Below are 23,897 nucleotides of genomic sequence, written 5' to 3' on the forward strand. Positions count from 1 at the left end.
GCGGGGGACCCGCGGCGCCGCGGATGACCGGATGCGGCGGCCGGGCGCGCCGACCACCGTCCGGGCGCGGCCCCCCACCCGTCCACCGCCGAAATCCGAGGTCCGCACACCGCGCCCGACGCCGGCCGGCGCCTCCGGTGAAGGTGGCGTCTGTCGCCGCGCGCCCCGGGCTGTCACGATCTTGGGGAGAGCGGTACCGGCGAGCATCGGAGCACGCATGACGACGGACAGGGGCACGGCGGAGCGGGCGGAGCACGTCACGGGGGCCGAGGTGAGACCGGCCGCCGGGCACATCGGGGCCGAGATCACGGGCGTCGACCTCGGCGGGGACCTCGACGACACGGTGGTCGCGCTGATCCGGGAGGCGGTGCTGCGCTGGAAGGTGGTCTTCTTCCGCGACCAGCGGCTCGACCACGCCGGCCATGTCGCCTTCGCCCGGCGGTTCGGCGAGCCGGTCGTGCTGCGACGGCGGGGCGGCGCGTCACCCGCCGGCTTCCCCGAGGTGGAGACCACCGCCGACCGACTGGAGCTGGGCGGCCGCTTCGGCATGGAACAGGAGGAGTGGCTCCGGCGGCGCCGGCACACCCTGCTGCGCGGCTGGCACTGCGACCACGGCGCGCGCGTCGACCCGCCCGCCGCGACCATCCTGCGCGCCGAGACCGTCCCGCCGTACGGCGGCGACACCACCTGGGCCAACCTCGCCGCCGCCTACGAGGGGCTCTCCGCGCCGGTGCGCGCCTTCGTCGACGGACTGCGCGCCGAACACCGCCTGGGCGTCGGCTACCAGGCACGGTCAGGCGACGACTCCTACCTCCGTCATCTCCTCGACCACCAGGTCGCCTCGGAGCACCCGCTGGTGCGCGTCCACCCGGAGACCGGCGAGCGGGTGCTGTACGTCAACGGCTACTACGTCGAGCAGATCAGCGGCGTCTCCCGGCCGGAGAGCGCCGCGCTCCTGGAGATGCTGCTCGAACAGGCGGTACGGCCCGAGTACACGGTCCGCTTCCGCTGGGAGCCCGGCAGCGTCGCCTTCTGGGACAACCGGGCCACCATCCATCTGGCGCCGAGCGACAACGCCCACCTGGACTTCCCGCGGGTCATGCACCGGGTGATGCTGCACGGCGAGGTGCCGGTCGGGGTGGACGGCAGGCCGTCGGAGCCGGTGACCGGCACGGAGGCGGGCCGCTGGTGACTCAGGCGGCGGTTCCCGGCCGCCAGCCGAGCGCGGGACCGAGGCTGGTGGCCATGTCCGTGAGGATCTGCACGTAGTCCTCGTGCCCGAACGTGAACGGCAGCGCGAAGGCCACCTCGTCGACCTCCCGGAACCCGGCGTGCGCGTGCAGCCGCTCGGCCAGCTCGGCGGAGGTGCCCACCAGGTCCGGCGCGAACAGCAGCCGTGCCGGCCCCTGCGGGCTCGTGGTGCGGGGCAGCCGCTGGGCCGCGTACGCCTCGTACCTGGCGCGCTGTTCGGGCGTGGCGGAGTCGGTGGGGATGACGACCAGGCCCTGGGAGACCCGGGCCGCCTCGCCGTCGGGGTGGTGGGCGCGGAACTCGCGGATGTGGGACTGCTGGATCTCCGCGAAGTCGTACGTGTCCCGCGGGTCGCCGGCCCGTACGACACTGCTGGTCAGGAAGTTCATGCCGTGCTCGCCCGCCCAGCGCGCCGAGCCGAGACTGCCGCCGCCGTACCAGAGCCGCCGGCCGAGGCCCGGGGAGTGCGGCTGGACGACGTCCGCGAACACCTCGAAGCCCTCGACGCCGCTGAAGTCGGTGGCGGGCTTGCCCCGTACCAGGTCCAGCAGCCGCCGCACGCGCTCGTAGCTGAAGTCCTCGGCGTCCGCGGTGTCCGGGTAGAGGGCCTCCTTGACCTGCTCGTAGTGCATGGGCGGGCCCACGCTCACGCCCGGGTTGAGGCGGCCGCCGGACAGTACGTCGACGGTCGCCAGGTCCTCGGCGAGCCGCAGCGGGTTCTCCCAGCCCAGCGGGATCACGGCGGTGCCCAGCTCGATGCGGCTGGTGCGCTGCGAGGCCGCCGCGAGGACGGCCACCGGGGAGGAGATGCCGTACTGGAGGTGCCGGTGGCGCACCCAGGCGCTGTCGAAGCCGAGCCGCTCGCCCAGCTCGATGATCTCCAGCGTGGACTCGTGTCCCTTGCCCGGATCCGCGCCGTCGAACAGGCCGATGGTGAGGAAGCCCAGTCTGCGCAGCGGGCGGGGGGTGGACGGCACGGGTCCTCCAGCGGTCGTACGTCAGTTCTGCCCCGATTGTCGCACCGGAATGTTGCGGGAGTGTGATCGGTTCCGGATCAGGTCAGCGGGATGGTGATCTCGTCCTCGACCGGCGGATCCAGTTCCTGCGGCCGGTTCCCGGTCGCCGCGAAACAGCGCAGCCGCACCGCCTGAGCGGTCACGTCCAGGCGCAGGAAGCACTTGAAGAAGGGCGGGCTGTAGGTGGCCGAGCCCGGGGAGAACAGCTGCGTGTAGATCTTCTTCACCGGCAGCCGGAAGCGCGAGGTGCGGTCCGGGCGGCCGCCGGCGCCGAGCAGGCTCGCGACCAGCCGGGTCCGGCGGGTGACCCGTGTGCCGGCGCCGGGCTCGCGGCTGGGCCTGATGCCGAGGCGTTCGGCGATCACGGCCGTCGCCTCCGCCGCGGTCAGCGTGAAGAACCGGGGCATGCGCAGCCGGCGGCCGTAGAGCCGGCTGTAGAAGGCCAGGGAGTCGCCGCGCAGCGGGTAGCAGCGGAAGTCGTCCTCGGTGACGTCGGCGACGGAGACCCGGGGGATGGTGTGGGTGGCGTGCATGAAGGCACCGCCGCCGCCCGCGACCACGTACTGGATGGTGCGGCCGTGCACGTCGACCGGGTAGCGCTGGTAGTTGTGGATGTCGCCGCCGATCGCCGCCACGTAGTGGTGGGCCGGGTCGCGGACGATGTCGTCGACCGTGCCGCCGCCGTCGATGGGGCACGGGTGGTGCTCGCCGTCCACGTACAGCGGGGACCCGGTGACCAGGATCTTCGGGCGCGGCCCCTGAGACACCTCCCGCAGCCAGGCGCCCTGTTCGGCGTCGAGGGTGCCGAGCAGGCCGGTGTCGATGCCGACGATCCGGACCGGGCCGGCGTCCATGGCCCAGTAGGGGCCGGGCTGCACGGCCCGCTGCTCCGGCGCCGACCGCAACGTCCGGGCCTGCGCGAGGAGTTGCTCGTCCGTGTGGCTCGGCCGGTGCCACAGCAGGGTGCGCCACCACGCGCGGGAGAGCGGCCGCGGCCTCGGCCCGGGCGGCAGCGGCGGGGCGTCGTCGCAGAAGACCCGCATGAACGCGCCGAGATCCTCGTACCAGTCGTGGTTGCCGGGTATCGCGTAGATCGGCGCGGGATAGTCCTGGTACGGGCGGAAGAACTTGGTGCCGTAGTCGTCGGCGGCGCCGACCGGGTAGATGACGTCGCTCGTGATCACGGCGAAGTCGGTGCCCTGACTCTCCTTCAGGAAGCCTGGCACGACCGCGTACTGGGAGTCGTCGCCCTCTCCGGTGTCGCCGATCACCATGAACGAGAACGCGTCGGCCGTCTCCCGCCGGATCACCTTGTCGGCCGGGGCCCCCGCGGCCGCCCGCTGTGCCACCCAGCGGCCGCGGGTCCGGCCGGTCGGATCGCCGAACCAGGACGCCAGAACGCCGTTGCGGGCGGCCCACATCGTCCTGGGGTCGAACCAGAACAGCTTCTCGACATGGCCGGGCATCAGTCGGCGGTAGGCGCCGCGTTCGGCCCCGCCCCAGCCGGCGCCTTCTGCGGTCTCGCGTGAGGAGTCAGACACGCGGGCACCGTAGCAACGATCAACGACGGAGCGCCGGGCAGGGGTTGGCGTCCTCGGCCGCGACTCACCACTCACAGGGGTTCGAAGGGGCACCGTACGGGCCCTCGCGGGAGCGCGACTCCCCGCAGGGTCACGGCTGTTGCGGGGAGGGGGCGAGGCACTGCGGGCGGGTCACCGGGTTTTCGGCCGCCCCGCGGGAGCCGCGGGCGGGGGTCAGGGGCCGACGATCTTGACCGCGCTCATCCAGCCGTGCCCGCCGGGACGGTTCTGCAGCGCCATGTGCAGCAGCTGGATGCCCTCCAGTTCACGGGCGTGGCGCAGTCCGCCGACCACCACCGGGTTGAGCCCGCCGGACGCGGCCAGCTCGGCCACCTGGTCGCGGGCCGCCGGGTCGTCACCCGCGATGAACACGTCCAGCGGCAGGCCGCCCGCCTCGCCCGCGACCAGCGGGCCCGCGAACGTGGTGTTGAAGGCCTTCACCACCCGGGCGCCCGGCGCGGCCGCCTCCGCGATCCGCTGGGCGCCCGAGCTGTCGGCGGGCACGGTGAGGGAGTCGAAGGTGGCGAAGTCCACCGGATTGGAGATGTCGACGACGGTCTTCCCCACGAGGTGGTCCCCGTACTCGACCACCACCTGCCTGGCCGCGTCGAACGGAACGGCCAGCACCACCACGTCCGCCGACCCCACCGCGTCCGGCACGGCGGGTGCCACGTCGGCGCCGGCGACGCGCTCGGCCAGGGCGTCGGCGAGGGTGGCGGCCTTGGCCGGATCGGTGCCGACCAGCCGGACCGTGTGCCCGCCCGCCAGCGCCCGGGTCGCGATACCGCCCGCCATGTTCCCCGTGCCGACGATGAAGACCTTCATGGGTGACCCCTTTCCAGGGGGGAGCCACAGTCCGAATAAACATGATAAATCGGTCGACCGGTCCCGGCTCGGGCTGGTCGTCGGGGCGCACCGCGCCGGGTGCCGGCCGGTCCGGGTACCGGGTGGGCGTGTACACGGTGCGCGTGCCGTCCCCGTGAGCCCCGCCGGACATCAACCGCCCCATGGAGCATAGGGAAAACCCTCGATTGACCTCGACGTGAATGACATGCGCGGGTCAAAGCTGGAATCCTCGCTCAGCACACGCTTTCTCCACGGCGTGCCCACGGATCACGGACCCCGTACGCCGGTCCCGCCGATCCCGGTCCCCGCACAGCTCAGCTCGTCCCGGACAGCACACCCCCGTCTGCCCGGTCTGTCACCGGCCGCGACCCGGCGGCCGCAGCAGGAGGAGTTCGAGTGAGACGTCTTCCCCACAGACGCGCCACGGTCGGAGCCGCCCTGGTCTCCACCGTGGCGTTGTTCGCCGTCGGCATCCAGTCGGTCCCGGCGAACGCCAGGCCCGCCGCCCCCCACCCCAGCCCCCTCCGCACCGGCGGCCTGGAGGCCGAACTCAGCCCGGCCCAGCACACGGCGCTGATGAAGAGCGCCCAGCAGCAGACCACCGCGACCGCCCGCACGATCGGCCTCGGCGCCAAGGAGAAGCTGGTCGTCAAGGACGTCGTCAAGGACAACGACGGTACCCTGCACACCCGTTACGAGCGCACCTACGCCGGTCTGCCGGTCCTCGGCGGCGACCTGGTCGTGCACACCCCGCCCGCGTCCCTGGCGGCCGGCACGGTCAGCACCACCTTCAACAACCAGCACGCCATCAAGGTGGCCTCCACCACCCCGGCGGTCGCCAGGTCCGCCGCCCAGGCCTCGGCGCTCAAGACCGCCAAGTCGCTGGCCGCCGAGAAGCCGGCCGCCGACAGCGCGCGCAAGGTGATCTGGGCCGGCAACGGCACCCCGAAGCTCGCCTGGGAGACCGTGGTCGGCGGCTTCCAGGACGACGGTACCCCGAGCCAGCTGCACGTCGTCACGGACGCCACCACCGGCAAGGAGCTGTACCGCTACCAGGCGGTCAAGTCCGGCACCGGCAACACCCAGTACAGCGGCACGGTCACGCTGAACACGACCCTGTCGGGTTCGACGTACCAGCTGTACGACACCACGCGCGGCGGCCACAAGACGTACAGCCTCAACAACGGCACGTCGGGCACCGGCACCCTGATGACCGACGCCGACGACGTCTGGGGCACCGGAGCCGGCTCCAACACCCAGACCGCCGGCGCCGACGCGGCCTACGGCGCCCAGGAGACCTGGGACTTCTACAAGAACACCTTCGGCCGCAGCGGCATCAAGAACAACGGCGTCGCGGCCTACTCCCGGGTCCACTACAGCAGCGGCTACGTCAACGCGTTCTGGGACGACTCCTGCTTCTGCATGACCTACGGCGACGGCTCCGGCAACACCCACGCCCTCACCTCGCTGGACGTGGCCGGCCACGAGATGAGCCACGGCGTCACCTCCAACACCGCGGGCCTCAACTACACGGGTGAGTCGGGTGGGTTGAACGAGGCGACCTCCGACATCTTCGGCACCGGCGTGGAGTTCTACGCCAACAACTCCTCCGACGTCGGTGACTACCTCATCGGCGAGAAGATCAACATCAACGGCGACGGCACGCCGCTGCGCTACATGGACAAGCCCAGCAAGGACGGCGGTTCGGCGGACAGCTGGTACTCCGGTGTCGGCAACCTCGACGTGCACTACTCGTCGGGCCCCGCGAACCACATGTTCTACCTGCTCTCCGAGGGCAGCGGCACCAAGACCATCAACGGCGTCACCTACAACAGCACCACCTCCGACGGCGTGGCCGTCGCCGGCATCGGCCGGGCCGCGGCGCTGCAGATCTGGTACAAGGCGCTGACGACGTACATGACGTCCAGCACCAACTACGCGGCCGCCAGGACCGCCGCGCTCAACGCCGCGACCGCGCTGTACGGCGCGAGCTCCGCCCAGTACGCGGGCGTGGCCAACGCCTTCGCGGGCATCAACGTCGGCAGCCACGTCACCCCGCCGACCTCGGGTGTCACGGTCACCAACCCGGGCAGCCAGTCCTCGACCGTGGGCACCGCGGTCAGCCTGCAGATCTCGGCCAGCAGCACCAACAGCGGCTCGCTGAGCTACGCGGCGACCGGACTGCCCGCCGGCCTGTCGATCAACGGCTCCACCGGCGCCGTCACCGGCACCCCGACGACGGCCGGTACCTACAGCACGACCGTCACGGTGACCGACTCCACCGGCGCCACCGGCACCGCTTCCTTCACCTGGACCGTCGGTTCCGGTGGCGGCGGCACCTGCACCGCAACCCAGCTCCTCGGCAACGCGGGCTTCGAGTCCGGCAACACCACCTGGACCGCCACCAGCGGGGTCATCACCACCGACACCGGTGAGGCGGCCCACGCGGGCTCGTACAAGGCGTGGCTGGACGGCTACGGATCGACCCACACCGACACGCTGTCCCAGTCGGTGACGATCCCGAGCGGCTGCACCAGCACCACGTTCACGTTCTACCTGCACATCGACACCGCCGAGACCACCAGCAGCACCGCCTACGACAAGCTGACGGTCACCGCCGGTTCGACCACCCTGGCCACCTACTCCAACCTCAACAAGGCCACCGGGTACGTGCAGAAGTCCTTCAGCCTCGGCTCCTTCGCGGGCAGCACCGTGACGCTGAAGTTCTCCGGCGTCGAGGACTCCTCGCTGCAGACCAGCTTCGTCGTCGACGACACCGCCGTGACGACCGGCTGAGACACCGTAAGTTGAGCGGCCCGTACCCGGACTCCGGGTACGGGCCGCTCGCGTGGGTCAGCTCAGCGGGTCCAGGGTGAGGTACGCCTGCTGCGGGCTGCCGTCGTTGACCAGCGACTCCTGGTTGCCGACGTCGTCGAAGGCGAAGGCGTAGGCCTTGCCGTCGGCCATCTGCGCGTGCACGGCGCGCGCGTACTGGTTGGTCACCGCGTCCTTGTAGAAGTCGGCCGGGTTGGTGTCCGGCTGGTTCGCGCTGGTGAGCAGCGTGGACCGGTTGAAGCCCGCGCACAGGGTGCGCGAGATCGGGCCGCGCACCTGGTCGTTGGGCGCGTCCAGCAGGTTGTGGCAGCCGAAGACGCTGCCCGAGTCGGGCTTCTGGAAGCTGGTCACCACCGCTCCCGCGGAGTTGGTGAAGTTCATGACGTTGCCCGAGACCCGGCCGAAGTACCTGGTGTTCGGCTGGTCGGCGAACGGCGTCACGGTCAGGGTCGTGGACGCGTACTTCGTCCAGACCCGGTTGACGTAGTCGCTCAGGACGCTGGCGGGCAGCGCCCCGGTCTCCACGCCGTACAGCGGGGAGAGCGCGCGGAGCACGGTGCCGTCCGACCGGGTCTGCACCAGGTTCGCCCAGCCGCCCGACTGTCCGCGCAGCGCGTTGAAGACCCCGTTGTAGCCGCCGGACCTGAGGTGCCCGGTGGTGGCCACCGAGCCGTCGGAGCGCTGCACCCCGACCGCGTACGGCGCCGAGAACATGTCGACCTGGGTGCTGTTGATCCACAGGCCCGCGTCGTTGAGCGTGTACTCGGACCAGTTGAAGAGGATGTTGCGGTTGGGGTCGCTCGGGTTCTGCACGGCGGGCTGCACCAGGCCGCCGGTGGTCAGCCGGAAGTCGAGCTTCTGGCCGTAGGAGAAGTAGATCCGGCCGGAGAACTTGGGGATCCGGATCGTCGCCGACTGTCCGGCCGCCGGGCCCGCGATCGAGGCGTCCGGCGCGGGCGTCGGCGGGTTGCCGCCGGCCGGCCAGGCGTGGAAGGTGCCGTTCGCGTCGGCCCAGCCCTGGCGGCCGGTGGAGAGCTGGGTGCCGAGGTCGTAGACGTACACCCGGTCGCCGCGGCCGGAGTTGTTGGTGATCTTGAGGGGGATGGTGTCCGGCACCGCCGCGTGGGCCGGCTGGGGGGCGCCCAGCGTGAGCGCCCCGCCGATCAGCGCCGCGGCGGCCGTCAGGGGCAGCGTCCGGCGTGCGAGTCCTGTGCGCACTCTCCACCTCCGTGTGGGGTCGGGGTCGTACGGATATTGGTCCGTACCAGCTTGAGAGCGCTCTCAGGTTGCCGTTGGGGCGCGTTCATGTCAATGAGTGGGACGGAATCGGGGGCCCGCCGGTGAACGGGCCCCCGGACCCCCGGAACGAGCCCGGATCAGAAGGTGCGCTTCAGCAGCCCCAGCAGCGCGTCCCAGTGCCGCTCGGCGGCCTCGGCGGAGTACGCGGGCGTGTCGGCCTGGGTGTAACCGTGCTCGGCGCCCGGGTAGACCTCGCAGGTGTTGCGGACACCGGCGGCGGTGAGCGCGGCCTCGAAGGTGCGGATCTGCTCCTCGGTCATCGACTGGTCCTGGTCCGCGAAGCCGAAGTAGAGCTCCGCCGTGATCCGGTCGGCCAGCAGGTGCGGGCTGTCCGCGTCCTCGGTGACCAGCCGGCCGCCGTGGAAGCCGCCCGCGGCCGCGACCCGGTCCGGGAACGCGGCCGCGGTCCGCACGGCCAGCCGGGCGCCCAGGCAGTAACCGGTGATCGCCACCGGCCCGTCCGCCACCAGCGGGCTCTTCTCGAACCAGTCCAGGTAGGCGGCCGAGTCCCGGTCGCTGAGCGCGGGCGTCAGCGACGACATGACCGGCATGATGCGCTGCCAGATCGTCGGGTCCTGGGACGGGTCGATGAACTCGGGGAGGTCGACGACCGGCGTGCGGCCACTGCGGTGGAAGACGTTCGGGAGCAGCACCGTGTAGCCCTCGCCGGCGAGCCGGTCCGCCATCGCCTTCAGGTGCGGACGGATGCCGTAGGCGTCCTGGTAGAAGAGCACACCCGGGTGGGGGAGGCCGTCGGCGGGGTGGGCCAGGTAGGCGTCGGCGACGCCGTCCTCGGTGGTGATGTCCACGTCGGATCCCTGTACGGCGGTCATGGCGCAGTGCCTCTCTGTGGAGTCGGCGTCGGGTCGGAGGGGGCCCGGCGCGGCATGTCACGATCATCGTGGCACGCGAAGGTGAGAGGAGGGTTCCGCGGGGACCCGGCCGTCACTCGAAGCGCGAGGTGTCTCCCGCGCCCCGCCGCACGATCACCGCCTCGCCGTCGGAGAAGTCGATGACCGTGGTCGGCTCGGTGCCGCACTCCCCGGAGTCGACCACGGCGTCCACCTGGTGGTCGAGGCGGTCCTTGATCTCCCAGCCCTGGGTGAGCGGCTCCTTCTCGTCCGGCAGCAGCAGGGTGCTGGACAGCAGCGGCTCGCCCAGCTCCGCCAGCAGTGCCTGGGTCACCACATGGTCCGGGATGCGTACCCCGACGGTCTTCTTCTTGGGGTGCAGCAGCTTGCGCGGCACCTCACGGGTCGCCGGGAGGATGAAGGTGTAGCTGCCGGGGGTCGACGCCTTCACGGCCCGGAACACGTCGTTGTCGACGCGCACGAACTGGCCCAGCTGGGCGAAGTCGCGGCACATCAGGGTGAAGTGGTGCCGGTCGTCCAGGTGCCGGATGGAGCGGATCCGGTCGATGCCGTCCCGGCTGCCCAGCTGACAGCCCAGCGCGTAGCAGGAGTCGGTCGGGTATGCGATGAGCGCCCCCGAACGCACCGCGTCGGTGATCTGGGAGATGCTGCGGGGCTGCGGGTTGTCAGGGTGCACGTCGAAGTACTTCGCCATTCACCGAGCTTATGCCGTACGGGCGCGGACGGCCGCGCGGGCTCGGCGCAACGGGCCCCGACGGCCGCTCCCCGCGGCAGCGGTGGCGGGTTCCCGGCAGGCCGGGCGGGGGCCTCGCCGGACCGGTCGCGGGCCTCGGGAAAACTGGTGTGCATGCCCGTGGGAATCCGGGGAACCCGACTGTCAGCCGCCCGAGGGCCCTCCCCCCGGCCCCGGGTGAGGCGTTCTTCGCCGGCGGTCCTTCCCCCGAGGGCCGCCGGCGAAGTTGTACCGGGCGGTCGGGACCTGCCCAGGTCCATCGGGTAACGTCCACAGGCCGAGGTCGACGCTACGGACGAGGAGCTGGGCGAGATGGCTGGCCGGGCAGACGATGGCCCGCACACCCCGAGACCCCGGACCGACGACGTCTGGGCGCAGCAACTCCTCGACCACCTGCGCCCCGGCGCCCGCGACCCGCGCCGCGTGGTCGCCTGGCTCGCCGACGCCGTCCAGGCCACGGTCTGCCTCCAGGACGCCGACGGCACCGTGCTCGCCGGGGAACGCCTGCCCCTCGACGACGGGCTCGTCGCCCAGGTGGCCGCCGGCCGGATCTCCGCGGCCGCCGTGCAGGACGGCGACCGGCACCTGCGTCTGGTCTCCGTGCACGCCCCGAGCCCGCGCCCGGCGGCCACCGCGATGCTCGCCGTGGCCCGCGCCGCGCCGTTCGACCGGCGTGCCGCCGAGATCGTCACGCACACCGCCGGCGTGGTCGAACTCCTGCTGCGCGAACGCGAGTCGACGAACGCCTCGCGCCGCCTCCGGCAGGCCACCGCCGACCTGCGCCTGGCCATCCTGCAACTGCTGATGGTCGAGGACACCGTCTCCGCCCGCCGGGTCGCAGCCGGGCTGTGGCCCGGCCTCCTCGACACCGACAGCGCCCGGGTGTTCGTCGTCGAGGGGAACCCGGCGGAGCGCGACGGCCTCGCCGAGGACTGCCTCGACATCACCCGCGGCCAGGCCCTGGTGGTGCGCTGTCCCGCGGTCGACGGCCATGTCATCGTCGTCAGCCCCGCGCCCACGGCGGGGCAGTGGCTGCGCTCGCTGGTCGACGGTCGCCCCGGCACCTTCCTCGGCGGCAGCGTCCGGCAGAGCCTCGCCCGCACCGCGACCGCCTACGGCCAGGCCATCAGCGCTCTGGCCGTCGCCCACTTCCGTCCCGACCAGGCCGCCGTCTACGCCGAACGCACCCACCCGGAGCGGCTGATGGACCCGGCCGCGCTGCACGCCTGGTCCGCCGCCGTGCTCCGCCCGCTGGACGTCCTGCCCCACCACACCCGCGCGGAACTCCTCGCCACCACCCGCCTCGGCCTGGAGTTCACCGCCGTCAGCGCGGCCAAGGTCCTCGGCGTCAGCCGCAACACCGTCCGCGCCCGGATGGACCGCGTCGAGGCCCTGCTGGACGCCGACTTCTCCGACCTGGCCGTCCGCGCCACCGCCCATCTCGCCCTGAACACCGAGGCGTCCCGGACGGAGGAACTCGGCGGCCGGGCGCAGCTCGCCGGCGCACGCCTCGGAGACCTGCTGGCCGGACCCGGGCTGCGCGCCTGGGCACACGACCTGCTGGACCGGCTGCCCCGCGACGGCCGCGACGTGCGCGGTACCCTGCGGGCCTGGATCGCCGCCGGCGGCAACGCCGAACGCGCCGCCCAGGACCTGGGCGTGCACGCCCAGACCGTCCGGGACCACGTCCGGGGTGCCGAGCCCGTGCTGGAGCGTCAACTGCTGGCCGCCGGCACGGACCTGTACGAGGTCGTGCTGGCCCACCTCGCCCTCGGTGACCTCACCGCCCCCGTCCTGCTGCGGGCGAATCCGGGCCAACCGGACTCGGCTGTGCACGGGTGAGTCCTCCGGATGTCCGACCGGGCACCGCCGCGATACCCAACGGCCCGATCCGCACGTAAGTTCACCTCCCGCGGGGGCACGACCGGAACGGGGGACCGGTCGCGGCCCCCGCGACCTCTCGCCCGCGGCCCGGGGTTCACGGCCACAGGCGTACCGGGATCCGCTGCCAGCCGAAGGCGATGAACGACGGCACCTGCCGCAGCTCCTTTGCCGCCACGGCCAGCCGCAGTCCCGGGAAGCGGTCGAACAGGGCGGGCAGCGCGGCGAGCGCCTCCGCCCGGGCCAGTGGCGCGCCGATGCAACGGTGCACGCCGAGCCCGAAGGAGAGATGGTCCCCGGCCCCGCGCGCCGCGTCGAACACGTCCGCGTCCGAACCGTAGTGCGCCGGATCCAGCCCCGCCGCCGCGTACGTCGTGATGATCGCGTCCCCGGCCGGCACGACGACGCCGGCCACCTTCAGGTCGGTCACCGCGAACCGCAGCGGCAGCGCGGCGATCGACGGGTGCACCCGCAGCGTCTCGTCGACCACCGCGTCCCAGCCCACCGCGCCGGCCCGCACCGCCGCCAGCTGTGCCGGACGGGACAGCAGCGCCACCACCGCGTTGCCGATCAGGTTGACCGTGGTCTCGAAACCCGCGCCGATCACGAGCAGCAGCGTGCAGAGGAGTTCCTCCTCGCCGAGCCGGTCGCCGTCCTCGTCGCGGACCCGGATCAGCTCCGTGGTCATGTCGTCGCCCGGATGCGTGGCCTTGTACGTGATCAGACCGCCGAGGACCGTGCCGATCCGCTCCTGCACGAACGCCGCGTGCTCCGGGGTGGGGTCGGAGGTGTCCATGATGGCCGCGATCAGCTCACCGGTGTCGTCCCGCAACCCGTCGGGCACACCGAACAGTTCGCAGATCATCCGCATCGGCAGCGGATGGGCCAGCTCGGCCCGCAGGTCCACGACCGAGCCGTCGGCGCCCGCGGCCGCCACCGCGTCCAGCAGTTCCCCGGTGATGGCCGCGACCCGGGGCAGCATCGCCTCGGTGCGCCGGTGCGTGAAGCTCGGCGCCACCAGCCTGCGCAGCCGGGTGTGGTCGGAACCGTAGGCGGAGAGCATGTTGACCACGCCGACCCAGCCCAGCAGCCAGCCCCAGGAGGGGTGTTCGCCGATCTCCGGCCACAACCGCCAGTGCCTGCGCGGGTCCTTGCTGACCCGCGGGTCGAGGATCAGTTCCCTGAGGACGTCGTAGCCGGTGGGAGCCCACGCCGGTATGCCGCCGGGCAGTTCGACGGGGACCAGGGGGCCGAGGGCGCGCAACCGTGCGCTCTCCGCGGGGATGTCGGAGCCGAACGGGTCGAGAGCGATGCGGTCGGTGACGGTCACGGCGACTCTCCGGGCTGGTCGGGGGAGCGGGGGCTGAAGCGGACGGGCAACGACGTCAGCGAGCGGTGGAAGGGGCCGGGCCGCCAGCTGAGCCGCTCGCGGGGCAGCACCGGGTCGAGGTCGGGCAGCCACAGGGTGAGCCGCTCGATCGCCTCGGTCGCCACGAGCAGCGCGTGGTGCCGGACCGGGCAGGCGTGCGGGCCCGCGCCCCACGACAGGTGTGAGGCGTCCCCGGCCCGCCGTCCACCGGTGACCTCGCGTTCGGCGAACAGCCCGAGGGCACCGAAGGAGACGACGACCGGGATCGCCGGCCTGACCCGGGTCCCGTGCAGCGAGACGGGCCGACGGGCGTAGTAGATCCCGTAGTTGGCCAGCGGGGTCTCGTGGTGCAGCACCTCCACCACCGCGTCCATGACCGGGCGGGCGCCGCTGGTCAGCGTCGAGTAGTAGGCGGCGTTGCCGAGGATCCGGGACAGCGCGTTGGACACCAGGTTGGTGGTCGGCTCGTAGCCCGCGCCGAGGGTGAGGAACACCTGCCAGGTGACCTCCTCGGGAGTCAGCCCGGCGGGATGGTCCAGGAGCATGCTCGGCAGGTCCTCGCCGCGCTCGGCGACCTTGGCGGCGACCAGCCGCAGCACGTACCCGGCGTACTCCTCCTCGCCCCGGGCCGCCTGCGCGCCGCCCTCCATCATCTTCAGGAGACCCTCGTTCAGCCGGTCGCCCTGGCTGTCCGGCAGCCCGAAGAGGTTGTTGAAGACCAGCGCCATCAGCGGCCGGGTGAAGTCGGTGACGAGATCGGCCTCGCCGCGCGGCCCGAACCGGTCCACCAGCAGCCGTACCGCCCGGTGCACCAGCGCGCGCAGGTCGTGCGGTTCGATCAGGTCGAACACGTCGATGAGGCTGGTCCGGTAGCGGATGTGGGGGTCGGCGTCGGCGAACAGCGCGTTGGGCCGCCAGCGCATCATGCCGAGCAGCGGGGAGTCCCCGGGGACGGTGGCCTCCCAGTCCCGCGGGTCGTGCGAGAAGGTCTCCACGTCCCGCAGCACGTCGAGGGCGGCGCGCCGCTCGGTGACCACGTACGCCGGCGTGCCCGGCGCGAGTTCGGCCCAGCCGACCGGGCCCTGGGCGCGCAGAGCCGCGTAGTAGCCGTGCGGGTTGCGGGCGAAGCCGTCCTCCCACAGGCGCACCTGTCCGGAGACGGTGAAGGACTGCCGCACGGTCATCGGGCCTCCGCCGGCCGGTCGTCGATCAGATGCTGTACGAGGGCGAGCAGCGCGTCGACCGAGGACTCCCGGTCCCGGGCGTCGCAGGTCACCATCGGGGTGCCCGGCTCCAGGTCCAGGGCGGCGCGCAGCTGTTCGTCCGAGTGGTGGCCCGGCGCGTCGGGGAACGCGTTGAAGGCGACCGCGTACGGCAGCCCCGCCTCCTCCACGAGTCCCAGCACGTCGAAGGAGGCGTCGATCCGCCGGCTGTCCACCAGTACCAGGGCGCCGAGCGCGCCGTAGGAGATGTCGTCCCACAGCGTCCGGAACCGCTGCTGCCCCGGCGTCCCGAACAGGTAGAGCACGATGCCGCCGGCCAGACCGACCCGCCCGAAGTCGATCGCGACGGTCGTCGTCTCCTTCTCCCGCGCCCCGGCCAGGTCGTCGACCTGGGCGGAGGCCTCGGTGAGGTGTTCCTCGGTGTGCAGCGGCCGGATCTCCGAGACCGCGTCGATCAGGGTCGTCTTGCCCACCCCGAACGGTCCGGTGACCAGGATCTTGACCAGGTCGCGGGCGGTGTCGGGAAGATGCGTGCCGCCCGTGCGGGGCAGCTCACCGGTGCTTGAGGGCACGGAGGCCATCGGCGACTCTCTTCAGCAGGTCGGGGTCGAACCGTTCGGCGGGCGGGATCGGCGCGCGGGCCCGGACCAGGTCCCGGTCGACGAGGTCGGCGGCCAGCACCCGGACGGCGGAGACCGGCAGCCGCAGCAGCGCCGCCGCCTCCACCAGCGTCAGCGCGCCGCCGGACAGCAGTTCCAGCAGGGCCTGTTCGGCCGCGGGCAGACCGGCGGGCGGCGGTGCCGGGTCGCGGGTGAGCACCGTGAGCCGTTCCAGATGCGGACGGCTGGGCCGGGCCAGTCCGCCGGTCGAGAGGTACGCGGGGACCAGGGGACGGCCGCCGCGGCGGCCGGTCATGCCGGCGCGCCGCCGTCGGAGCCTCTGGGCGCCGCCGCCATCGCCTTCCCGCCGAGCCTGGCCACCTGCGAGTGCACCCGGTGCGCCAGCAGGTCCAGGCGTACCTCCGGGTCGCCGTGGGCCGCCACGCAGGTGCCGTGGTCGGTCGGCACGATCAGCACGTACCCGTGGTCCGACTCGACGACCACCTGCCGCACCTCCGCCCGGTCCCGGTCCGCGAACGCGGCGGCCGCGGCCCGGCAGGCGCCCTGCACGGTACTGGTGATCGCGGCCACCCGTTCGGCGGTCGCCTGGGACAGGGCGTCGGTGTGTCCCGTCACGAGGCCGTCCCGGGTGAGCAGGACGGCGGCCAGGACATGCGGTACCTGCAGGATCGGATCCAGCACCCATGCCGTCTCGCCCGCGTCGCGGCTGGTCATCTGGCCGTTCCTCCTTCGTCGTCGGTCCGTTGGGGATCGGGGGTGTCGGCCCGCTTGGGGGCCCGTGCGGCCGCGGTGCCGTACTGCAGGGCGGCGAGCGCGGCGGCCGCCTCCGCGGGGCGCCGGGCGTCGGCCGGCCGCCGCGGCGGTTCCTCGGGGGCTTCGGGACGGGTACGGCGCCGCCGTTGCGGCAGACCGCCGAGGCCGCCGGAGTCCTGCTGCCCGGGGGCGCGCTCGTGCTCGGCTCCGGTGCCGGCCTCGGCGGGCGCCGGAACCGGTGGAGCCGCCTCGGCCGCGGGTGCCGGTACCGGTGGAGCCGCCGGGGTCCGGGGCCCGGTCGGCGGCGGCTCGGGTGCGGACGGTCGGCGGGCCCGTTCCGGGCGTACGGCCGTGCGCTCCCGTGTCGAACGCGGTGCGCTGGCGGACGGCGGCCGCAGGGCCGGGTCGATCCGGGCGAGCAGGTGGGTGTCGACCCGCAGCACCGCGCGCACCCCGCCGTACGGCGAGGGCGAGGACAGGTCGACGTTCAGGTCGAACTGGCGGGTGAGCTGGCCGACCGCGGCCAGGCCCATCCGCGGTGGATCGCCCAGGTCCGTCAGCAGGATCGGGTCGTCGCCCGCCACCAGCCGCTGGGCGCGCGCCCGTTCGTCCTGCGTCATGCCGAGACCCGCGTCGTCGACGGTCACGCAGACACCGTGGTGGACGTGCTCCAGGTTGACCACGACGTCGGTGTCGGGCGCCGAGTGGCGCAGTGCGTTGTCGAGGAGTTCGGCGACGATGATGGCGACCGGCTCGGCCGCGTGCGACACCAGGGCGGTGCCCGGCTCCAGATGGTTGTGGACCGTGACCCGGTGGTAGCCGGCGAGCCGGGCCTGTCCGCCGGTCACCGCGTCCACCACGTGGGACTCCTCGCGGGCCAGCCCCACCCAGGCCCCGCACACCACCGCGGCGACCTGTGCCCGTCGCAGCGACTGCTCGTTCTCGTGGTCCAGCGCGAACAGGGTCTGTGCCAACTCGGGTTCGTCGTAGCGCTGCTGGAGCCCGCGCAGGGCGTCCTGGAGGCGGTACAGGGCGGCCTGGATCTCCCGGGTGGCGCCGCGCAGACCGGCCTGTGCGGCCGCGTCGATCCTGGTGCGCTGTGCGGTCAGTTCCTCGCGCAGCGCGGTGAGCACGTACTCCAGGGCGATCCCCGTGGGGGTCCCGGGCGTCTGCCGCCCGACCGGGCCGGGCATCTTGAGGTGCGGATGCGTGAGCTGCGCGGCCGCCGCGGGCATCCGCCGGGCGGCGAGGTGCTCGACCTCGGCGACGAACGCGCCCTCGGCGCCCGCCAGTCGGGTCCGCAACTCCGTCACCTCGACCCGCAGTGCCGCCTGCCGGCGCCGGGCCCGGAGCAGGCCGCCACCGAGGAGGAGCGCGGAGAGCGTGCCGGCGGCGAGACCACCGGCCACCAGTTCCGGTAATTCGATCATGGATCGTTTCCAGGGGGGTAGGGCAGCAGTGGGCACGGGGAGCCCAGGGCCCTCCCATGTGGCGCTCGCAGCACAGTACACACCGTCATCGACCGGCCCCGCACGGTGAATCGCCACATCGATTCGAATCTGCTCGATGAGTGTTCGCTTCTGTGTCAACTGTCGGAAATGCCTTGTGCGGAGCAGGAGTTGGCTGCGAGATGTCGTGTTCCCGCCGCTGCCGGCCCGCCCCGGCGTGCTACTCGTCGTACATCGGGGACAGCACCGCCAGGGTGCCGTTGGCCTCCCGCAGGGCCAGTTCCAGCGTGCCGGGCGGATGCAGCGTGCCGCTGCCGTCCGGTGGCACCAGCCACTCCAGGTGCCGCGCGGGCCGGTACGGCGGCGGTACGGCGACCCACGCGCCCTTGGTCGCGCAGCGCAGGCCTGAGCCGATCCAGCCGCCGGACGGATCGGGCGGCAGGAAGAAGCCGATCCGCCCCGACGCGCTGTCCGCCAGCGTCGGCCCGGGCACCGGCAGCGAGGGCCGCCACAACAGGTCCAGCGTGAGCAGGCCGAGACGGTCCGGGACGCTCAGTACGTCCCAGTAGCGGCCCGCCTCCAGGAGCGCGACGCCTTCGCCGTGGTCCCACTCCCATTTGCACGCCCGTGGGTCCGCCGCGGCCGCCGCGAGCCATTCCACACCCTGCATCCACATCGCGTTCGTCATGTACTGCTCCGGGGGATCACCGCTCGTCTGTTCCGGGGCGCGGGCGATGACCGACATCGGGCACTCGGTGTGTGCGCACGCCAACCCGGCATATGCATGCTCGTAGATATTTCTACGTGGCGGAAGGGGTGGCGAACCCTGGCGTTTTGGGGCGGTTGTTCGAACATGGCAGATTCGTGCGACTGGCGATCGGTGTGACGGATCTTTCCCGATGTCCTCCGGCGTTCGATTCGTTCGTCTGAACGCTCGAATCAAGTGCCAGATCTTGATGAGGTGCGACTATCGGCCGTACGCTCGCGTCAATTGACCGTCACCGCTCCCGAGCTGGGGGACCCATGGACCGCACCCGACTGCACGCCCTGCTGGCCCGGGAGAGCGCCGAGGCCGAGCGGCGCAACCCCCGCTCCCGGGCGGCATATGCCGATGCCGGTCATCTCTTCGGCCGGGTCCCGATGACCTGGATGAACAAGACCGCCGGTGCCTTCCCGCGCTACCTGGCCACCGCGCGCGGCGCCCGGGTCACCGACGTCGACGGACACACGTACGTCGACTTCTGCCTCGGCGACACCGGCGCGATGGCGGGCCACTCCCCGGCCGCGGTGACCGACGCGGTGCACCGCCGGTTCGCCGAGCTGGGCGGCGCCACCGCGATGCTGCCGACCGAGGACGCGGAGTGGGTGGGCGCGGAGCTGACCCGCCGCTTCGGGCTCGCCCGCTGGAGCTTCTCGCTGACCGCGACCGACGCCAACCGGTGGGCGATCCGGCTCGCCCGGGCCGTCACCGGCCGCCCGAAGATCCTCGTGAACAGCTACAGCTACCACGGCAGCGTCGACGAGTCCCTCATCGTCGTGGGCCCCGACGGCGAGGGCGCGCCCCGCCCCGGGAACGTCGGCGCGCCCTGCGACGTCACCCTCACCAGCCGGGTCGCCGAGTTCAACGACCTGGCGCGGCTGGAGCGCGAACTCGCCCATGGCGACGTGGCCGCCGTCCTCATGGAACCCGCGCTCACCAACATCGGCATCGTGCTGCCCGAACCCGGCTACCTGGCCGGCGTGCGCGCCCTGACCAGGCAGTACGGCACGCTGCTCATCAACGACGAGACGCACACCTTCTCCGCGGGACCCGGCGGCTGCACCGCCGCCTGGGACCTGGAGCCCGACCTGCTGACCATCGGCAAGGCCATCGGCGGCGGCATCCCGGCCGGCGCCTACGGGCTCTCCGCCGACCTCGCCGAGCGCCTGCTGGCCCGCACCGACCTGGACCTGGTCGACATGGGCGGGGTCGGCGGCACCCTCGCGGGCAACGCGCTCTCGGTCGCCGCCACCCGGGCCACCCTGGAGCACGTCCTCACCGACGAGGCGTTCGCCCGCATGGACCGGCTCTCCGCCCGCTTCGAGGCCGGTGTCCGCCAGGCCGTCGAGACGCACGGTCTGCCCTGGTCGGTCAGCCGGCTGGGGGCCCGCACCGAGTACCGCTTCGCCGCCCCGGCCCCGCGCACCGGCGCCGAGTCCGAGGCCGCCGCCGACCCCGGGCTGGAGGACTACCTGCACCTCTACCTCGCGAACCGGGGCATCCTGCTCACCCCGTTCCACAACATGGCCCTGATGTGCCCCGACACCACCGAGCAGGACGTCGACACCCACACCGCGGTGTTCGGCGCCGCCCTGCTCGAACTCGCCGGCTGAGGAGGCGGGCCGGATGCACATGGACGACATCGACCGGGCCATCCTGCGCGAACTGCAGGCCGACGGCCGGATCGCCTACGCGGACCTCGGCCCCCGGGTGGGCCTGTCGGCCTCCGCGGCCCGGCAGCGGCTGCAGCGACTGCTGGACTCCCGGGCCGTGCAGGTCGTCGGCGTCACCGACCCGATGGCCATGGGCGGCCAGGCGATGGCGCTGCTCGGCATCGGCGTGGACGGCGATCCCCGCGCCGTCGCCGACGCCCTCGCCGCGCACCCGGAAGTGGTGTACTCGGTGTTCACCTCGGGCGGGTTCGACCTGTTCGCCGAGGTGGTCACGCCCGGCCCCAAGGAACTGCTCGACTTCGTCAACGACGTCGTCCGGCCCGTCGAGGGCGTACGCGAGGTCAGCTCGTTCCCGTACTTCGGCATCCACACCCACCGCTTCCTGTGGGACGTGGGCTGAGCCGGGAGCCCTACGGGGACGCGGACCGGCCTCAGCCGATGTCCGGTGCCAGGATCAGCATGGTGGCGTCGTCCCGCACCTCGTGGTGCCGGACCAGGTCGGCCCACACCCGCTCGGTGAGCTCGGCCGGCTCCGCGCCGGCGAACCCGGCCAGGCGCTCGGGGAGCGGATAGAAGCCCCCCGTCCGGTCCCGCGCCTCCCAGACCCCGTCGGAGGCGATGAACAGCCGGTCGCCCGGTCCCAGCTCGACGGTGACCTCCTTCGGCGGTTCCACCCCCGAAAGGGCGAGCCCCACCGGTGCCCCCGGCGCGACGGCCAGCTCCTGGGCCAGACCGTCGCGGAGCAGCACCGGCGCCGGATGGCCGCAGGCCACCACCCGTACCGACCGCAGATCGGCGGAGAACTCCAGCAGCAGCGCCGTCGCGAACAGCTCCCCGTTCGGCACGTCGGCCGAGTCCACCGTCAGCCGGCGGTCCATCCGCGCCGCCACCGACTCCAGGTCCGGCTCGTCGAGGACCGCCTCCCGGAACGCGCCGAGCAGCGACACCACGGTGGAGACGGCGGCCAGCCCGTGCCCGCGTACGTCCCCCATCACCGCCCGGACGCCGTACGGCCCGTCCCGCACGTCGAAGAAGTCACCGCCGACCAGCGTGCCGTGCTGCGCCGCCCGGTACAGCCCTGTGCACCCCACCGACCCGACCCGCTCCGGCAGCGGCGGCAGCACGGCACGCTGCACCGCCTCGCCCACCGCCCGCTCGGTCACCAGCTGCGCGTCCCGGTGACTGCGCACGTACGACACGAACACGCTCAGCAGCGCGACGAACGTGACCGTGAGCAGGTCGGTGTCGCCGGGATGGTTGAGATGGGTGGCCGGCACGTTCAGCAGGAGGACGACCAGGCAGCTGAGCACGGCGGTCGCCAGCGGGCCGTAGGACAGCACGGCCAGCGGCGGGATGGCCCCGAGCAGGAAGCCGAAGTCGTGCCCGTCGGGGCTGACGAGTGTCGCCACGGCCACCACCGCGAGCAGCAGCACGGGCAGCACCCGAACCCAGCGTGGCGGTGGTGCACCCTGCAGCCAGCCACGGCCGTCCCCGTAGTCGCGCGACCACCTGCCGCGCACCGAAGTCACATCCCCAAGTTACGCCCGTGCCCGCGCACCCGGCACGCCTGCGGATCTTGGCACGCCCCGGCGGAAATTCCGTGGACGTGTCCATGGCGTAGCTCTACGGTGTGATCCGTACCCCCAGGACCGGACGGAAGGAGGCGAGTGCGATGTCCGACTCATCGATCCCGCGCTCCCTCCCCGACGTCCTGGCGTGACAGGTCCGAGCCGACCTCGGGAGCGCTCCGCGCAGCACACCTCCCGGAGGAATCCGTGACCGATCCGGTCATCCGTACGCTCGACGACAGCACCGCCCACCTCTTCGACGCCCTGCCCGACCCCCTGCGGCTGAGCGAGACACACCGGCGCACCCGCTACCGCAACGACTGGAAACGAGTCGCCCTGCGCGACGGCCGGGTGGTCGCCCGGGCCGCCTGGTGGGGCCGGCCCGAGGACACCGAGCCGCTCCTGGTCAACTGGCTCGACGTGGCCGAGGGCGAGGAGGCGGCCGGCGCCGAACTGCTGCGCAGCGCGCCCTGGCGCGCCGACGAACTGGAACTCGACCTGCCCTCCGGCTGGCGGGACGTCCCCGCCCTGCGCGCGGCCGCCGAGACCCGCTTCGGCGCCGCCCGCGAGGCGGGCTACGAACTGCTGGTGGAGCGCTTCAACTACCGGTGGACCCCGGAGTGCGGCCTGCCGGAACCGCCCGGCCGGCTCGTCTTCACCCCCGAACCCGACGACTCGGTCTTCCTCGGCATCCTGCGCGACATCAGTACCGCGACCCTCGACGCCCACGCCCGTCGCGCCGTCGCCAAGGGCGGCGTCGAACTCGCGGCGCGGGAGGACCTGGAGATATTCCACTGGTTCCCCTCCCCACGGGAGTGGTGGCGGATCGCCCGCACGCCCGAGGGGGACCCGGTCGGCATCCACGTCCCGGCCCGCAACCCGTCCGGGCCGTGCGTCGCGTACATCGGCGTCCTGCCCGGTCAGCGCGGGCACGGCTACGCCTACGACCTGCTCGTGGAGTGCACCCGCTTCCTGGCCGAACAGGGCGCGCGGACCATCGGCGCCGCCACCGACCAGGGCAACTTCCCGATGGCCGCGCACTTCACCAGGGCGGGCTACCCGGTCGTCCGGGAGCGGGTGAACTTCTGGGCGGCGGGTTCGTCGGTGCCGGACGACACGGTGACGACGCGCTGACCGAGGACCGACGAGATCCGGCGGCGCACGCCGTCGGTCCCACCGGACGGCCCGGTCCCCGCGCACCCCCTGCCCGCCGGGGCACCGGGCCCCTCGGGGACCGCTAGTCGACGTCCTTGCCCAGCAGGGTCTCCGCCTCCGTGAGGAGTTCGGTGACGCGCAGGGCGAACGCCGCGTCGCAGGGGTGCGGGCGGCCCGTGCGGGCGGCGGTGACGAGGGCCTCGGCGGCCCGGGACAGGGCCGGGACCGCTCCCTCCGCACTCCTCGGCAGCAGCGCCACCCCGGCCGCGCCCCGCAGCTCCACGTCGGCCCCGGCGGCCGCCGGGGGAGCGGTCAGGCTCAGGGTCACCGTGCTCGACGCCCCGGTGGCGTGGTCGAGGACGAGATGCACGGTGTCCGCGGGACCGTGCACGGCGGCCGCCACCCGCCGTACGTCGCCGAGCACCGGCAGCAGCACGGACAGGGCGTGCGGGCCCACGTCCCACAGCGCGCCCTTCTCCCGCCGCCACGGCGACGCCGCGAAGGGACTGTCGTCGGTGAACACCGAGCCCAGCCACTGCGCCCGCGCCGTGAACCAGCCTCCCGTGCCCGCCTGCTCGCCGATCCACGCCTCCGGCTCGCGCTGGAAGCGGGTGGTGAAGAACACCACCGAGGCGACCTGGGCCCGCTCGGCCGCCTCCACCACCGCCCGCCCCTCGGCGACCCCGAGCGCCAGGGGCTTGTCCAGCAGCAGATGCCGGCCCGCCACCGCGGCCCGCACCGCCAGGTCCGCCTGGACGGCCGGCGGCAGCGCCACGGCCACCGCGTCGACGTCGGCGATCAGCGCGTCCACGTCGTCGTACGCCCGGACCCCGTACTCCCCGGCCAGCTCCGCCGCCGCCTGCGGACGGCGGCCCCACACCCCCGTGAACTCCAGCGATCCGTGCCCCGCCAACGCGGGGGCGTACGCCGTCCGTGCCCAGGGGCCCGTCCCCAGCAGTCCGATGCGCATGTCCCGTTCCCTTCTCCGTGCCCGGCCCCGCCCCGTCGCCCAGAC

21 protein-coding genes are annotated in these 23,897 nt (G+C 73.0%); 6 read left to right on the plus strand and 15 right to left on the minus strand.

From position 1 onward, the window contains the following. The first annotated feature begins 217 nt into the window (after positions 1 to 217). Positions 218 to 1,192, plus strand: a complete 975-nt coding sequence (locus tag ACFY3I_RS15290) for a TauD/TfdA dioxygenase family protein (protein ID WP_390860934.1) — start codon at positions 218 to 220, stop codon at positions 1,190 to 1,192. Position 1,193: 1 nt separating this feature from the next. Here ACFY3I_RS15290 and ACFY3I_RS15295 read toward each other — a convergent pair whose 3' ends face one another. The 3 genes from ACFY3I_RS15295 to ACFY3I_RS15305 all read right to left on the minus strand — a co-directional run bounded on the left by ACFY3I_RS15295 (position 1,194) and on the right by ACFY3I_RS15305 (position 4,672). Further along, a complete protein-coding gene (locus ACFY3I_RS15295) occupies positions 1,194 to 2,228 on the minus strand; it encodes an LLM class flavin-dependent oxidoreductase (protein WP_390860935.1) in 1,035 nt (344 codons plus the stop codon). A 77-nt stretch (positions 2,229 to 2,305) separates the two neighbouring features. Beyond that, positions 2,306 to 3,808 (minus strand): metallophosphoesterase family protein, encoded by a 1,503-nt coding sequence (locus tag ACFY3I_RS15300; protein WP_390860936.1) that lies wholly within the window; start codon positions 3,806 to 3,808, stop codon positions 2,306 to 2,308. 213 nt (positions 3,809 to 4,021) lie between these two features. Beyond that, positions 4,022 to 4,672: an NADPH-dependent F420 reductase gene (locus tag ACFY3I_RS15305; protein ID WP_390860937.1), complete on the minus strand. Its 651-nt coding sequence runs from the start codon at positions 4,670 to 4,672 to the stop codon at positions 4,022 to 4,024. Between the two features lie 417 nt (positions 4,673 to 5,089). Here ACFY3I_RS15305 and ACFY3I_RS15310 point away from each other — a divergent pair, with 417 nt between their 5' ends. After that, on the plus strand, positions 5,090 to 7,489 hold the full coding sequence (locus ACFY3I_RS15310; protein WP_390860938.1) for a M4 family metallopeptidase: 2,400 nt from the start codon (positions 5,090 to 5,092) through the stop codon (positions 7,487 to 7,489). A 57-nt stretch (positions 7,490 to 7,546) separates the two neighbouring features. Here ACFY3I_RS15310 and ACFY3I_RS15315 read toward each other — a convergent pair whose 3' ends face one another. From ACFY3I_RS15315 to ACFY3I_RS15325, 3 genes are all read right to left on the minus strand, one after another. Further along, a complete protein-coding gene (locus ACFY3I_RS15315) occupies positions 7,547 to 8,746 on the minus strand; it encodes a glycoside hydrolase family 64 protein (protein ID WP_390860939.1) in 1,200 nt (399 codons plus the stop codon). A 158-nt stretch (positions 8,747 to 8,904) separates the two neighbouring features. Further along, positions 8,905 to 9,660: a dienelactone hydrolase family protein gene (locus ACFY3I_RS15320; protein WP_390860941.1), complete on the minus strand. Its 756-nt coding sequence runs from the start codon at positions 9,658 to 9,660 to the stop codon at positions 8,905 to 8,907. Between the two features lie 112 nt (positions 9,661 to 9,772). After that, positions 9,773 to 10,393 carry an L-threonylcarbamoyladenylate synthase gene (locus ACFY3I_RS15325; RefSeq protein WP_390860942.1) on the minus strand — a complete coding sequence of 207 codons (621 nt, stop codon included), beginning with the start codon at positions 10,391 to 10,393 and terminating at the stop codon, positions 9,773 to 9,775. Between the two features lie 351 nt (positions 10,394 to 10,744). Between ACFY3I_RS15325 and ACFY3I_RS15330 the strand changes: the two genes are divergently transcribed. Further along, entirely contained in the window at positions 10,745 to 12,274 is a 1,530-nt protein-coding gene (locus tag ACFY3I_RS15330; protein WP_390860943.1) for a helix-turn-helix domain-containing protein, read from the plus strand. Between the two features lie 136 nt (positions 12,275 to 12,410). Here ACFY3I_RS15330 and ACFY3I_RS15335 read toward each other — a convergent pair whose 3' ends face one another. The 7 genes from ACFY3I_RS15335 to ACFY3I_RS15365 form a co-directional block, all read right to left on the minus strand. Further along, positions 12,411 to 13,643, minus strand: coding sequence for a cytochrome P450 (locus ACFY3I_RS15335; RefSeq protein WP_390860944.1), 1,233 nt, complete (start codon positions 13,641 to 13,643; stop codon positions 12,411 to 12,413). After that, a complete protein-coding gene (locus tag ACFY3I_RS15340) occupies positions 13,640 to 14,866 on the minus strand; it encodes a cytochrome P450 (protein ID WP_390860945.1) in 1,227 nt (408 codons plus the stop codon). Before ACFY3I_RS15340 ends, ACFY3I_RS15335 begins: the two co-directional genes overlap by 4 nt. Beyond that, on the minus strand, positions 14,863 to 15,486 hold the full coding sequence (locus tag ACFY3I_RS15345) for an ATP/GTP-binding protein (RefSeq protein WP_390860946.1): 624 nt from the start codon (positions 15,484 to 15,486) through the stop codon (positions 14,863 to 14,865). The genes ACFY3I_RS15340 and ACFY3I_RS15345 overlap by 4 nt, the downstream gene beginning before the upstream one ends. Further along, positions 15,458 to 15,820 carry a DUF742 domain-containing protein gene (locus ACFY3I_RS15350; RefSeq protein WP_365294799.1) on the minus strand — a complete coding sequence of 121 codons (363 nt, stop codon included), beginning with the start codon at positions 15,818 to 15,820 and terminating at the stop codon, positions 15,458 to 15,460. The genes ACFY3I_RS15345 and ACFY3I_RS15350 overlap by 29 nt, the downstream gene beginning before the upstream one ends. Continuing rightward, positions 15,817 to 16,239 (minus strand): roadblock/LC7 domain-containing protein, encoded by a 423-nt coding sequence (locus tag ACFY3I_RS15355; RefSeq protein ID WP_365294800.1) that lies wholly within the window; start codon positions 16,237 to 16,239, stop codon positions 15,817 to 15,819. The genes ACFY3I_RS15350 and ACFY3I_RS15355 overlap by 4 nt, the downstream gene beginning before the upstream one ends. Beyond that, positions 16,236 to 17,708, minus strand: coding sequence for an ATP-binding protein (locus ACFY3I_RS15360; protein ID WP_390860947.1), 1,473 nt, complete (start codon positions 17,706 to 17,708; stop codon positions 16,236 to 16,238). Before ACFY3I_RS15360 ends, ACFY3I_RS15355 begins: the two co-directional genes overlap by 4 nt. 238 nt (positions 17,709 to 17,946) lie before the next feature. Beyond that, positions 17,947 to 18,414, minus strand: a complete 468-nt coding sequence (locus tag ACFY3I_RS15365; RefSeq protein ID WP_365294859.1) for a hypothetical protein — start codon at positions 18,412 to 18,414, stop codon at positions 17,947 to 17,949. A 335-nt stretch (positions 18,415 to 18,749) separates the two neighbouring features. On the opposite strand from ACFY3I_RS15365, the gene ACFY3I_RS15370 reads away from it, so the two are divergent. Beyond that, the gene (locus tag ACFY3I_RS15370) at positions 18,750 to 20,099 is read left to right on the plus strand and encodes a transaminase (RefSeq protein ID WP_390860948.1); all 1,350 of its coding nucleotides are present in this window, start codon (positions 18,750 to 18,752) and stop codon (positions 20,097 to 20,099) included. A gap of 19 nt (positions 20,100 to 20,118) precedes the next feature. After that, complete coding sequence (locus tag ACFY3I_RS15375) at positions 20,119 to 20,559, plus strand: Lrp/AsnC family transcriptional regulator (protein WP_365294861.1); 441 nt, start codon at positions 20,119 to 20,121, stop codon at positions 20,557 to 20,559. Positions 20,560 to 20,590: 31 nt separating this feature from the next. Here the strand turns inward: ACFY3I_RS15375 and ACFY3I_RS15380 are convergent, their stop codons facing one another. Further along, a complete protein-coding gene (locus ACFY3I_RS15380; RefSeq protein WP_390860949.1) occupies positions 20,591 to 21,688 on the minus strand; it encodes a PP2C family protein-serine/threonine phosphatase in 1,098 nt (365 codons plus the stop codon). Between the two features lie 246 nt (positions 21,689 to 21,934). Between ACFY3I_RS15380 and ACFY3I_RS15385 the strand changes: the two genes are divergently transcribed. Continuing rightward, the gene (locus ACFY3I_RS15385; protein ID WP_390860950.1) at positions 21,935 to 22,861 is read left to right on the plus strand and encodes a GNAT family N-acetyltransferase; all 927 of its coding nucleotides are present in this window, start codon (positions 21,935 to 21,937) and stop codon (positions 22,859 to 22,861) included. Positions 22,862 to 22,964: 103 nt separating this feature from the next. On the opposite strand, the gene ACFY3I_RS15390 is transcribed toward ACFY3I_RS15385, so the two are convergent. Continuing rightward, on the minus strand, positions 22,965 to 23,852 hold the full coding sequence (locus ACFY3I_RS15390; RefSeq protein ID WP_365294808.1) for a Gfo/Idh/MocA family oxidoreductase: 888 nt from the start codon (positions 23,850 to 23,852) through the stop codon (positions 22,965 to 22,967). Between the last annotated feature and the right edge of the window lie 45 nt (positions 23,853 to 23,897).

Origin of the sequence: Streptomyces sp. NPDC001068 (genome assembly GCF_042897315.1) — a bacterium.
In the GTDB taxonomy this organism is placed as follows: Bacteria; Actinomycetota; Actinomycetes; order Streptomycetales; family Streptomycetaceae; genus Streptomyces.